The 12760-nt window shown below is 50.3% G+C and carries 12 protein-coding genes; 7 read left to right on the top strand and 5 right to left on the bottom strand.

All coding sequences use genetic code 11. The features are described from left to right. Window positions 1-79: 79 nt before the first annotated feature. From V5T57_RS18985 to V5T57_RS18970, 4 genes are all read right to left on the bottom strand, one after another. Window positions 80-1078 (bottom strand): BRO-N domain-containing protein, encoded by a 999-nt coding sequence (locus V5T57_RS18985; protein ID WP_332892839.1) that lies wholly within the window; start codon window positions 1076-1078, stop codon window positions 80-82. 109 nt (window positions 1079-1187) lie between these two features. After that, on the bottom strand, window positions 1188-1745 hold the full coding sequence (locus V5T57_RS18980; protein ID WP_332892838.1) for a recombinase family protein: 558 nt from the start codon (window positions 1743-1745) through the stop codon (window positions 1188-1190). A gap of 747 nt (window positions 1746-2492) precedes the next feature. Continuing rightward, window positions 2493-4373 (bottom strand): tetratricopeptide repeat-containing sulfotransferase family protein, encoded by a 1881-nt coding sequence (locus tag V5T57_RS18975; RefSeq protein ID WP_332892837.1) that lies wholly within the window; start codon window positions 4371-4373, stop codon window positions 2493-2495. Window positions 4374-4982: 609 nt separating this feature from the next. Beyond that, window positions 4983-6218 (bottom strand): methyltransferase domain-containing protein, encoded by a 1236-nt coding sequence (locus V5T57_RS18970; RefSeq protein ID WP_332892836.1) that lies wholly within the window; start codon window positions 6216-6218, stop codon window positions 4983-4985. 1042 nt (window positions 6219-7260) lie between these two features. Between V5T57_RS18970 and V5T57_RS18965 the strand changes: the two genes are divergently transcribed. Beyond that, window positions 7261-7917, top strand: coding sequence for an ATP-binding cassette domain-containing protein (locus V5T57_RS18965; protein WP_332892835.1), 657 nt, complete (start codon window positions 7261-7263; stop codon window positions 7915-7917). A 133-nt stretch (window positions 7918-8050) separates the two neighbouring features. Here V5T57_RS18965 and V5T57_RS18960 read toward each other — a convergent pair whose 3' ends face one another. Then, window positions 8051-8575 (bottom strand): thioredoxin family protein, encoded by a 525-nt coding sequence (locus tag V5T57_RS18960; RefSeq protein ID WP_332892834.1) that lies wholly within the window; start codon window positions 8573-8575, stop codon window positions 8051-8053. A gap of 173 nt (window positions 8576-8748) precedes the next feature. Between V5T57_RS18960 and V5T57_RS18955 the strand changes: the two genes are divergently transcribed. The 6 genes from V5T57_RS18955 (at window position 8749) to V5T57_RS18930 (ending at window position 12426) form a co-directional block, all read left to right on the top strand. Further along, window positions 8749-9195, top strand: a complete 447-nt coding sequence (locus V5T57_RS18955; RefSeq protein WP_332892833.1) for a thioredoxin fold domain-containing protein — start codon at window positions 8749-8751, stop codon at window positions 9193-9195. An 84-nt stretch (window positions 9196-9279) separates the two neighbouring features. Beyond that, window positions 9280-9714: a sulfur oxidation c-type cytochrome SoxX gene (gene soxX / locus V5T57_RS18950; protein WP_332892832.1), complete on the top strand. Its 435-nt coding sequence runs from the start codon at window positions 9280-9282 to the stop codon at window positions 9712-9714. 61 nt (window positions 9715-9775) lie between these two features. Beyond that, a complete protein-coding gene (gene soxY / locus V5T57_RS18945) occupies window positions 9776-10267 on the top strand; it encodes a thiosulfate oxidation carrier protein SoxY (protein ID WP_332892831.1) in 492 nt (163 codons plus the stop codon). 44 nt (window positions 10268-10311) lie between these two features. Further along, on the top strand, window positions 10312-10644 hold the full coding sequence (soxZ, locus tag V5T57_RS18940) for a thiosulfate oxidation carrier complex protein SoxZ (protein WP_332892830.1): 333 nt from the start codon (window positions 10312-10314) through the stop codon (window positions 10642-10644). A gap of 11 nt (window positions 10645-10655) precedes the next feature. Then, the gene (soxA, locus tag V5T57_RS18935; RefSeq protein WP_332892829.1) at window positions 10656-11540 is read left to right on the top strand and encodes a sulfur oxidation c-type cytochrome SoxA; all 885 of its coding nucleotides are present in this window, start codon (window positions 10656-10658) and stop codon (window positions 11538-11540) included. Window positions 11541-11682: 142 nt separating this feature from the next. Next, a complete protein-coding gene (locus V5T57_RS18930; RefSeq protein WP_332892828.1) occupies window positions 11683-12426 on the top strand; it encodes a DUF302 domain-containing protein in 744 nt (247 codons plus the stop codon). Window positions 12427-12760 lie beyond the last annotated feature (334 nt).

The following is a 12760-nucleotide window of genomic DNA, read 5'->3' as shown; positions in this document are numbered from 1 at the left end:
AGAGAAATAGCATGTCTCTGAAATGAAAAACTAGACTGATAAAAAAGAATATTGTATGGTCCAATAAGTGATTCCAACATTATGTATTCACTGCGTTAATCTTGGCCTTCAGCAATGCGTTCTTGCATCGCTCCTGCTCCAGCTGTCGCTTCTCATTTTGCAGGTCTGCTAAGGTCTGGTTCGCAGCCAGCACAGCCTTGGCCATCAGTTCAGCAGGAGTCATCTCCCCGGTCACCACCTTCTCTTGACCGTCTGTGTACTGGCCGTTCTTGCGGATGCTTGGGAGGACCGTCTTGGTTACCCAGCGGCGGAACTCCTTAGCAGCTGGTTTCTCGGAGTCGAGGATCAGATCGTTGAGGCCTGCCTCGTTGACGAAGTTGGTAAGCTGTTCACAGCCTCGCTTGTCTAGGGCGTAAAATTTCTTTACGTCCTCCGCTTCGCAGTGGTGCTTCACCTCCATCCGGGAGTTCGTATAGCCCAGCACACCACACACATCCCCGGCGTGGAACCAAGGCTGATCATCTTTATCCATATGAATACGAACCTCATGGGAACCGCCCTGGTCATACATAGCCATCTCTTCTTGAGACCGAGGCTCGCCAGTGACCACCTTCTCCTGCCCATCAATGTAGCCCCCATCTTTGCGGATTGAGGGGAGGACCGTACCGTGAACCCACTTGCGGAACTTCCGAGCGTTGGGTTTCTTGGAACCTGCGATGAGATCGTAGAGGCCTTCCTCGTTGACAAACCAAGCTTCCCTCATTTGACCTCGGGAATTCTGAGCGCGAAATTTCTTCGTGTTCACCCCGTCCGTGTGTTGCTTCAGGTTATTGGTAACCTCTCCATACCCCAGCACACCGCACACATCCCCGGCGTGGAACCAAGGCTCCCCAGACTCATCGTCCAGCGCAGCGCTCAGGTGTACGCGGATCTCGTGAGAGGTGGAGGGAGCAGGAGCCTTGCGTGTGATCAGTTCAACGAGGTCCTTGGGGTCATCGTCGCCAGTTGCGGTTAACACGTACCGTTTCGTTACGTGTCCGTCTTTGACATGGTCACCTACAGCTTTATGAGGGTTCATGTACCCCATCAGCTTTGACGTGTTGTTTCACCGCGTTGATTGCTGACACGATGTTTCGTCGTGCCATCCTCTTCGCAGTGACGCTCCATTGTTCTCACCCATCAGCCTTCTACTTCTTCGCCTCATCCAGCACCCGATAGACACTGCTCCTGGCCACTCCCAGCCTCTTCGCTATCTCTGTAGGCCCAACCCCATTACTGTGCAGCCTAAGCGCTTCATCACGGTCTATGGACTTCTTACGCCCCTTGTAGATACCCCGCTCTTTGGCTTTGGCAATCCCTTCAGCCTGTCGCTCCTTGATGATTGAGCGCTCGAACTGGGCTACTGCTCCAATAATCTGAAGTTGCAGCTGCTGGAAAGGGTTCGCATCCTCCCCGGTAAAGATGATTCCCTCCTTATGAAACTGCACGGTCACCCCCTTACCAGTGAACGCTTCCAGGAGGCTAAGGAGATCCCCCAGATCACGTGCAAGCCTATCGATAGAGTGGACGTGCACCGTGTCTCCTGTCCTGGCATACTCCAGCAGCGCGTTCAACTCTGGCCTCTTCTTGCTGCCTCCGCTGGCCCTGTCCGTGAAGGTCTTCTCAATACCTTCTACTCCCTCCAGCTGCCTGCTTGTGTTCTGCTCAACCGTTGAAACACGGATGTACCCGAGATGCTGTCCCATGGTTCCTGTCCTCCACTCATGCTCACGCTGTCCTGCAATGGTGTCCGATTAGCCCCTAGAGCTTCCAATGATGCGCGTACGATTGAGAAAAAGCAACCCTAAAGAGACGCTCCACGTGTCCGATGGCTCTGTACTGCTGGTGTATACCGTAAAGGGACGCGTGGGTTGATGCAGGAGTGGTGGGGACAGGAGGTAGCTCTGTGCTGTGTTGCGAGGCATGCCAGCCAGTGTGAATGAACCGGACCCTACCCAGGGGGGGATGAAGCATCTTCCTGTATATTGATACCCACTCAGATTTTTAGACCAAATTTATTGGGCTGCCTGTTGGACGAATCCTATGGACTGGGCTACATGGATGGGCTACGCTGTAGGGAGATGATAACGGTAAGTGACTGACTTAATGGATAAAGGTGGAAGAAGGTGCAGATTCTCCTCACCCGCTCCATCTTATGAAATCAAAGGGTTGCGCTTTTTTGGCGGAACCCTTTTTTCATGGGGTTTCGTCATCTGATGATCCTGGGATTCAACTTCTCCTAACGCTACACGGTACTGTGCGGTTTGGGGTTGCCCATGGGCTGGTTAAGCATTGAGGGGTGATATGCCGTTCTTGCAAGGTTATCAGCTGTGGGGACTGGGCTATCTACCCATGTCTTGTTATCGGATGGCTTTCTACAGGGTAGGGGTTTGTACCAAACCTAAGCCATGGTGGAAAAGGTGCAGGTCTGCAACCCCATAAACAGAGACCTTTTACGAGTTGAGTATCTGCCTTAACCCCTTAATATGCTTCTCATAGTTTTTCCAACGGTGTTGGGCATGTTGATAAATGGGTTTACGCACCTGTTGGGAGCTGGCGGTTTGTACCGAGCGGCGGTTTTCGTGGGGCCGTAAACAGGCGTCATGCCAGGGCAGACCGACAAAATCTAGAATGTTCTTAATCTCAATTTCCGGGTTGGTGACCATCTTTTCATAATGCACATTATGAATGGGCATAGGCAGCACCTGTTGCCAGTACTCCATCATCTGGGCATAAGCGCGGTAGTAGTGGCCAGTCTCTTCCAGGCTTTGCATAAAGCGCTGACCCCGTGTGAAGTTTTGAAAGTAAATGGAGAGGCAAGTATCCATAGGGTTACGGACACTATGTAGAATACGCGCTTTGGGAAAAAGTGTGGCAATGGCACCCAAGTAGAGGAAGTTGAACAACAGTTTATCGGTGATATGGGTAACCTTTGGATCCTTTGGTGCGTCACAGTTTTCACGGAGTTCTGCCAAATAGCTTTGGCTCATGGTGTTGGCTAAGGATGGCTGTAGATGTTTGAAACAGTCAGGAAAACCAACCGTTGTTGCCAATTGCTCCGGCATTTTATGTAAAAGCCTGGAGACCATGGAGCGCTCCCCGGTGGTCGCGGTATGTGGGTGTGCGCCAAGCATTTGCTCAATGAGTGTGGACCCTGAGCGGAACATACCAACAATGAAAATAGGTACCACAGGGTCATTCTGTTGGGTGACCATGCCGTAACCGGGGCCTTGTTGATTAAAGGTTGCGCGGATATGGGTAATCAACGCCACATTGCTATGGAGATCTGTGGGGCCTTGGTTATGGTAGCGCTGTCCATTGGCCTGTTGAAAGGCAGCAAAAGCACGATCATAGGCTTGGGCTTGATCCAGGGCACGGCCTAGGATGTAGTACATGTTAATGCGTGTTTGTGGCTCCATCTGAGGTTGTACAACCATGGTTTCCATTTTTTGGATGAGATCATCATGGGGGTCACGGATGTGGCGCATCTGGGCCAGACCTGTCACAAAAAATGTATTGTCAGGGTGTTGCTGTACACCCTGTTCAAAAAGCGTCTGGGTAGCCTGTAAATCCCCAGATGCTCGCAGTGCATTGGCTAGGTTGCTTTGCAGCAGCGGAGCATCCGGTTCAGTCTCCAGTCCCTGTTTAAAGGCTGATAATGCTTCTGTCACCCGGCCATCGGCCATACGGGCCATACCAATGCTGTTATCAAAAATGGCGGTATGGTTGGTTAGGGGCCGACCCCGTAAAAAATGTTGTTCAGCTTCCGCACCACGGTTTTGTTCCAAGGCCAGCTGACCCAAACCATGCCAAGTGGCGGCAGATTGATCATCCTGCTCCAAAGCCCGTTTATAGTGTTGTTCCGCAGAAAAAAAATCATGGCGTTCCCGAAAAACATCGGCCAATTTGCGATGAAAGGTTGCATGATCGGGATGCTGTTTTAACAGTAACTGGTAGTTGCGTTGGGCATCTGGCCACGCCTGTTGTTGAACCTGTAGATCAGCCAGGGTTTCCCGCAATGGGGTAGATTCTGGATCTTTACTTAAGCCTTCATGCACAATTCGCCCTGCAACAATCTGCTCCCCCATCGCCATCAAGCTGCGACTCAGTAGGTTGTACACTCGGCTACTGTCTGGGAGCTGTTGTAGAGCTCGCTGGAGTAGGGGGGTGGCGTGCTCGGGTCGGTTGGTTTGCAGGTTTATTTCACCGGCCATGCACAGTAGCTGGCCATGGTTGGGCATTTTACGTAGCAAAGCTTGGCAGAGCGGCCAAGCCTGTGGCCATTTGTGTTCAGCCATCAGGGTTTGTAACTGCTGTAAGGGCTCGGTACGCATGCTGTTCCTATGCATCAAGAGAAATACGTTTAGCTAAGTCTAGGCAATGGCTCCGTGGGATGCCAGGAGAGAACATGCTTAAGTGCGTATCTAAAGCGACCCAGAGTCATCCCCCCAGCACAAACTCTATAAGATAGCGCCATCCCATGAGCCGTCGTGGATGGTGTCAACCAACAGGTGACTTGAGCCGCTGTTCGAACGATGCAGATCTGAATGTAATAAAAACCAAGCGTTGGGTGAACAATAACCCAGCCTGGGTTTTGATAAACCGTGGGAATTGTTGGGTTTAGGGTGTTGGTTATGACCCTCACTATTTTCTAGGGGGCATGTGAACTGGGTGGATTGGGGGGAAAGGTCTATAGCGGCCGGGTTAGGCCACACCTACCAAGCGAGGTGGGGCTGATCAAGTGCTCCTACCTTTCATACCTCATAGGCTAGGGACAAGACCATAACCAGGGCGTTTATGGGCTGCGGTGAGTATATGGCCTGCAAAATCAGACAAAACCCCCCGTGGTAGAATGACTCTAGGCTGATGTGCCGGATCAGTGGCATGGGCGATTCGTTGGAGGTGATCGGGTGTGCGCGGGTTAGAGCAGAGCAAGGCTGCTTTTAGGTAAGACGACCAGCACGAACGGTGATGGGCCATGTGATGGTGTGTTTGTTATGAATGGCACCCCAGACAGGTTTTAAAGCATCTTCCAAATGGGCTTGCAGGTGCGGATACCCATGCTTGTGCGCACGTTTTAAGGCAGACCAGGTACCTACATAACCCATGAGTGCAGGAAGGTCCCAATCTTTTTCCAGCTGCTGTTTAGGAAATGCCAAGGGGTCAAAGGGAAAGGGTAGGGTCATATAGCCCTGTTCGACATGTAGACGTTCAGGGGGCCAAAACGTGTGTAGATCTTGCCAATAGAATTTTTGAAAAGGGGCGTTAACCACACCAGCCAGGGTTGGCACACCATAACTGACCAGTGCGATGACCCCGCCGGGCTTTAATACCCGTTTGACCATTTGGTAGAAACGGGGTAGATCAAACCAGTGGGCTGCTTGAGCTGCGACCAACAGATCAACAGAGTTGTCTGCCATGGAGAGCTCTTCTGCCTGTTCTAAACGGTAGGTTAGGTTTTGCGCTTTGGATGCTTGTTGTAACTGCGTTTTACTCACATCCGTACCCACAACTTCGGTAAACAAGGGGCTGAGTCGCTTGGTCAATTGCCCATTTCCACACCCAACATCCACGGCCAACTGTTTGTCTGGGGTTAAATCCGCTAAAGCATGAGCCAAAGATTTTGGGTAGTTGGGCCGGTGGCTGGCATACGCTTTTCCCCCTTGTTGAAAATGGCTGGTGGCATCCTCTGGCATGGTAGGGGAAAAAAGTTGGTGGTGGTTCTCCGCTTCGGTAATGCGTGCTGCAAAACCTTGTTGGGATAGTGCATCAATGGCGTGTCCCAGGTGCAGGCGTAAGGGCGTTCCGATCTCCCGTTCTAGGTGTTCAATGGCTGTAAAAGTTGCTTGCCAATGTTGATAGAGCAGGGTTTGCAAATGGGCGCCTGTTTCGGTCAAGGAGAGTATCTGTTGGCGGGCATCTTGTCCTGGGGTGCGACGGATCAGGCCATCCTGTTCCATCTGCTTAATGGTTTGGCTAATGGCCCCTTGGGTTACCGATAGGCGTGCGGTGATCTCTTTAACGGTACAGATACCATCCCCTAAGGCCCGCATAATGGGTGTATAGCGCGGACGGTAAGGCAACCCTTTTTGATCATAAGCCTGCTGGGCACCACGATCCACCAGCTCGGTGAGTTGCCGTAGTCGTTCCCCCAGTCCTGGTTCGTGTGATGTCATCATATCTCTATCGTAGATTAGAGCTCATGTAAGTAAAAGCCATTTTTACCGTAATGGCGAATAAGTAGGGTCACCACGACGTAAATACAGTAACTTACAATCTATAAGTACTAATATAAGTTGGGGTGTGATTTAGCTTACTCATCCAAATAAGTGGTTGGTGCGTATGAACAGATAGGGTGAGGATAGGTAGGTCAGGGGGTATGGATGACCATGTAATGGTTGGTTTTTGGTGTTGATCTAAAGAGGGTTTATGCCTCTTTAGATCGGGTGATTCCTGCTCAGATTTTGTTCCGTGTATGCCAGCGTTATATCGTACCGATGCGTAACTATGGGTGCCCCTAGCATAGGGGGGGGATATGAAAACCAGTTTCTGAAGTGGTTGATCACGGGTCGTCATAAAGGGGCTTATTGGAGAAGTCTTTGATGCTGGGTTTAAGGGGGAAGGGCTGGTTTGATCTCCATGTTTTAAGTGAAGTTTGGAGGGGTAAGGTTGAGGCACCCTTTCTGTAGGTTAAAATCCATAAGGGCTGATGTAAATGGGAACATGGGGGCTTTTGTTTGGATGGGGTTATGGGGGTGAATAAAAATGGTGATTGAAGCGAAGGTGGATAGATATCCTGAGTCAATTAAAATCCATAAGGGCTGATGTAAATGGGCGCATAGAATCTATTGAAAGAGGCTTTTGGTTCAGTGGTATTATGGGATTGAATAAAGAATAGTGAATGAAGTGATGGCTGGTTGATAGCCGTTCGTCGGTCGAGTTGAGCTGAACAGGTATCTATGTGATGGGAAAAAAGGCATCGTGAGTGGCCAAAAATCCATACGTGAAGATGGAAATTCTAAGTCTGAAGTCAAACTTACAATAGGTTATAAATCATTAGCACTAATTTAATGGCCAAGGTGTTTCTATTCGATCTATGGGATGGTTAAGGGGCATGTGCCCTATAAAAAAGTAGAGGGAAGCTCGGCATTTTATTGATATCTCGGGAATGGCTGCGCCATAGTAAGAGCGCGTTGTACCAACCTATGCTGAAGAGAGCCCATGACCACCCCTACCCAATTGATACTAGAGAATGTAGTGATCCGACCTCAGCAACCACCTGTCAACCTAACGGTGGATGCCTCTTCCCGTATTGCCATTTATGGTGAAGAAGGCGTGGGGAAAAGCCAGCTGCTTCGTCTGATGGCGGGTTTGATTGTACCGTCTGAAGGTGGAGAGATCAGGCTAAATGGTACCGATTTAGCTCAGTGGCGTGGGCCACAGCGGGCTCAACATTTGGCTGTGCTGTTTCACCAGCCCGAACGCCACTTTCTCACCGCTTATGTGGGGGAGGAGGTCGGTTTTGGTTGTCAGCCAGCTTTGACGGATGTGACCGATACTCGGTTGGACCCTTGGCTGCACATGTGTGGTGTAGAAGCACACTGGTGGCCGTTGCCGCTCAACCAGCTCTCCTCAGCTCAACGTGCACGGGTAGCTTTACTCTCCGTCTTGTGGCCGCAGCCTCCCCTATTGCTGGCCGATGAACCGGGTGCAGCTTTGTCAGAAGTGGGTGAGGCTGAACTGGCTGAGATACTCCAAAACCGGGCAGGGGGGTTGGTGGTTTTTACCAGTCGCCTTAGCCGAGCCAAAGCGTTTGCCACACAGATCTATCGGTTGGATGCCACTGGCTTACAGGTATGGGATGAGACCAAAGCGTGAGGGTTGGTCTATTGTGGCTTGAGCTGATAACCATAAAGATCGCGTGGTGGTTTGGATCATACGGTGAGCGGTCAACAATAAGGGGGGGTATTCTCTTAGGGTTGACCGCTCACTTTTTTATGTACCTAACGGGTTATGGCATCTGCTCTTGAACAATTTGGCGGATGAGATCCTGGAAGTTTTTATTTTTATAATGCCCCTCTTTGACATAGCGCATTGAGGCTTTGAAGTGCATGGGTTTCCAGTATCCTGAAAGGCGGAATAGCTCCTGACCTTTACCATCGTAATAGATGACGGTCGGGGTGAAGTGTACCCGCTCACTACGGGCAAACGCCTTCTCTTTGGTAGCCTTACCTTGGAAATCTGTGACCTCACGTGCGCCATAAATATCCAGCAACACCGGGTAGAAGTGTGCCTTCATATAGGACTTTACACCTGGATCAGGTAGGGTCTGCTTGTGTAGTTGGTCACAGTAAGGGCATGCCTCCTGTTCATAGAAGACCATAAAGATCTTACCTTCATCGGCTGCCGTGGCGGCATCTTCCCCCATATCCAGGAAAGAATCCTGAAAAAAGGGCTCATTGACCAAAGCTTGTGCCGGTGTTGGGGTAAGCCACAATAAACCTAAGAGCAAAGTGGTAGTAAATAAGTATCTCATCATGTTCTCCCTGTGTTTTGCAGCCTACATATCCACAAAAAAGTGTGTGTATTTTCCCTGTTTTCACCTTTACAATGAAGCGAGATCTCTTTATTAATTTTTTTAAAGATTGATCAAAACGCTTTATCAGAAAGCGGTTCCCTCTCACGCATTATTTCACTCTGCGGGTTATCATGCACGCTTCAAATTTATTCAATCTACGCCGTTTTTCTGTTCAATGCGCCTCTCTTATGCTGTTGCTGATCTTGGGTTTGCCAGGTCACAGTCAGGCAGAAGCCAAGGCTGTACAGCTGATACTGTTTGTTCAACCGGCTTGCCCTTGGTGTGACAAGCTGGAAAAAGATCTTGCGGAAAATCCTGCGTTCGTGCGTTATTTAGACGCAACATTCACCCAGGAAACGGTGGATATTCGTAGCAAAGAGCCGCTGCCTGCCTTTAAACAACAAAGTGGAAAACAGATTGCCAAAGAACATCGGGTACGTATTACCCCAACCACCGTGTTGATCTATGGGGGAGAAACCATTGGGCGTATCCCTGGCTATATTGAACCCAAAGATTATCAATCAGTTATTCATCTGTTTTTACAAGAGGCTGGTCTAGAAGCTAAGGCTGGCGGATAAGCTTATTCTTAAGTGGTTGCCAAGGGGGGGGATGGATCGACCCATAATGGCACCCACGCTTTCTTTTCTTAAGGGGGTTGTTACATGAAACCATTTCAACATCTCTTACCCGTGGTTGCAGCACTATTGCTTACCTTGGGTAGCTTCGGTACGGCACAAGCCGAAGAGGGTATGGTCAAGCCAATGACCGATAAGGCTGGTGACCCGGTCATGGGTAAAAAGTTGGCCATGACCCGTTCCAAAGGTAACTGTATTGCCTGCCACTGGTTACCAGAGTCGACCTTTGCTGGTAATGCGGGTCCTAATTTGTTTGAGGCCATCCGTAACAATGACCGCACGGTTGCTTGGATTCGCCAGAAGATTGTCAATCCTAAGATTGATAACCCCGACACGGTCATGTTCACTTTTTATGACAACGCTGGCAAGACCAATATCCGTAAGGATTGGCGTGGCAAGCGGGTACTGGAAGCTCAAGAGGTCGAAGATATTATTGCCTATCTCCTGACCTTGCGTAAGTAAGCCAGAGACCCGAAAAAAACAATAAAACCACGGGCAAAGATTCGTGGTAGGAGATGCAGATATGTCTAAGTTTAATGATTCCACACTGACCCGCCGAGCGCTATTTACCGGTGCAGGTCGTGCAGGTGTGGCCGCTGCTGTGTTGGGTGGTTCAGCACTGACCAGCCAAGCAGCTATGGCGGATGGTCATGGCAAAGTGATGGCCAATATTAAAGAGCATATGGGTAGCTCAGCCTATGAAGAGAGTGCATCCATTAAGATCGATGCACCAATCATTGCTGAAAATGGTGCGATGGTGCCGGTTAAAATTACCATTGAGCACCCGATGGATGCAGATAACTATATCCAGACCATTGCTGTGTTTGTGGATAAAAACCCCACCCCTTTTGCGGGCCTGTATAACCTGACCCCAGCCAACGGCAAAGCGTTTGTCTCTGCTCGCTTGAAGATCGGTAAGACCTCTCAGGTGCGTGCCATCGCTAAAACCAATGGTGGTAAGATGATCGGTGCCTCTAAAGAGGTTAAGGTCACCATTGGTGGTTGCGGCGGCTGATCTCCACCCTTGATGTTTAAGTGATAGGTAAAGAGGTAAAAAACATGGCTGGAATTGGTAAAGCAAAAATCAAGGTGCCCCGTAAGATCAAAACCGGGGATGTGGTATTGGTTAAAGCGATGGTGCGCCATCCTATGGAGACCGGCAACCGTAAGAACAAAAAAACTGGGCAGAAAATCCCCGCCCATTATGTGGAAGATGTGACCGCTACCTTTAATGGTCAGCAGGTCTTTAGTGCAGTGTGGGGTGCGGCTATCTCTCGTGATCCCTTTGTCTCCTTTTATCTAAAGGTAGATGCGCCTGGTGATCTCACCATGACCTGGAAAGATAACAAGGGCGGTGTTTACACCAAGAGCGTCAAAGTTAAAGTGAAGTGAGGGGGATAGTGATGACTACATTTAAGAGTGTGGGGGCCGTTGGTAGTCTACTTGGGGCCATGCTGTTGGCAGGTTCTGCTTGGGCGATGGATATTGAGGGTTATGATCCTGAGATCGATCAAGGCCTGTACAAATACTCGGATAAATTCCGCGAAATGGCTGACTTTCCACCCACTGAAGGTGCCATTGAAGATGGCATGGTCTACTTCAACAAAATGCGTGGTGATAAGAGCTGTTCCACCTGCCATGGTGAAAATGGTGAGGCTCTGAAAGGGGTTGGGGCAACCTATCCTAAGTATGATGAGAAGATGGGTAAGCCTAAGCTTCTACAACACCAGATCAACACCTGCTTGACCGAGCAGATGGGCCAAAAGCCGCTGAAATGGGAAAAGCCTGAGCAGGTTCTACTGGTTACCTACATCAAAGCACTCTCCAACGGTATGCCGTTGAATGTTAAAACCGATGGCCCCGTGGCCAAGTTTGTGGAGATGGGTAAAAAAGCCTACCACCAGCGCATTGGTCACTTTGATGTGGCATGTGTTCACTGCCATGAAGTTGCCGCAGGTACCAACATCCGTGCTGAGTACATGTCGGCCCCCAACAATATCGGCATGAACGAGATGGAAAAGCTGGTGGCCGAGCTGCCCGAAGGTCCTGAGCGTGAGCGCCGTAACGCAGCGGGTGCCACCATTGGTTCTGGTTCTATTGACCACTGGCCTACCTACCGCTTGAAGTGGGGTAAGCCAGCCTCTATGCAGCGTCGTTTGCGTACCTGCAACAAAAATGTTCGCTCCCAGCCTAAGGGCTACGGGGATGACTACTATGTTAATTTGGAGCTCTACTTGGCTTCCCAGTCCAATGGGTTGCCTATGAACGTTCCAGGTTTCCGACCCTGATTGTTGGGGAATGATTTAGGCCGGTGGGGGGGTCCTCACCGGCTTTTAAGGATTAATACGGTCCACAGACTCTTTAAAGTTAGGGTCGATCCGCACACACCATGGGGGGTGGCGCTAGCGGACCAATGATGGAGTTTTTACCATGTTGATGCGCGGTTTCATGCAAGGTTTGGTGGTTTTAGCAGGTCTGATGACCTTAGGGACTGCCCAGGCCGATGAATCACCCCAAGTACACCCCAATATGCAGATGCCTGGCATGGCTATGCCGAACATGCAAATGCCAAATATGCAGATGCCGAACATGCAAATGCCAAACATGCAGATGCCTGGTATGCCCCCCATGCCCGGTGGTATGCCCATGCAGCAGCCTAAGTCCAAGGTACAAATTCCCATGGGCTATGGTTCACCTGCGGTTGAGGCCTCCCGTGCTTTACGCCAGTTTGATGAGGTGCCAGGGGTGATCCACCGGGGTCCTGTTTTGCAAATCCCTATGCCTAAGGAGTACAGCATGGATGATGTGGTCTTTGACCTGGAGTCCGGTTTGGCAGAGCACAATTTGAATATTGTCGCCAAACAGACCTTGGGTAAGGCCATTGCGGCACGTAGTGGTAAGCCCTTTCCGGCTTATGACATCTACCATATCTGTAACCTAACGGTCGGTGAGCAGATCATCCGTGATCAGCCAGCCTTTGGCGCCTTTTTGCCCTGTAAAGTGGTGCTCTATGAAGATCAGCAGACCGGGCAGATTTGGGCTGTAACCTATAAGCCTTCTTTTGCCATGGTCTACTTCCCTGATATGCCGCAAGACACCAAGGCCTCGGCCAACAAAATTGGTGACCATCTCTTTAATATCCTGTTTGGTATCGCCACCTCAGGTGAAGAATAACCATTTAGGCCAGGGCTGGTGCGCACCAGCCCTGGATCCTTTTTGGTCTGCTTTCTGTTCTGCTCGGTGGTGTTTTCTCCTGTAGGGCATGGTATGACACCGGCCAGTCTGTGCCTTGGGTCTTTGTCTTTTAGACCATTTCCCCTTGTTAATAGTGTCACGCAAGTCGAGCGCCTCGGTGGTTTGGGTTGTTTGTGGTATGCAAATACCGGTGCCTGCTAAAGCCTGCATGCTGAGTATGTGTGGTGCCTGCTCAATGCTTATTTCATGCTGGTGAGGGGGGTGAGTTCCCTGGGTGGACGGTCGGGCCATTTGGTCCCCGACCCTGTGATAT

It is taken from the genome of Magnetococcus sp. PR-3 (genome assembly GCF_036689865.1).
Taxonomy (GTDB): domain Bacteria; phylum Pseudomonadota; class Magnetococcia; order Magnetococcales; family Magnetococcaceae; genus Magnetococcus.
This window is presented reverse-complemented; position numbering and strand designations above follow the sequence as displayed.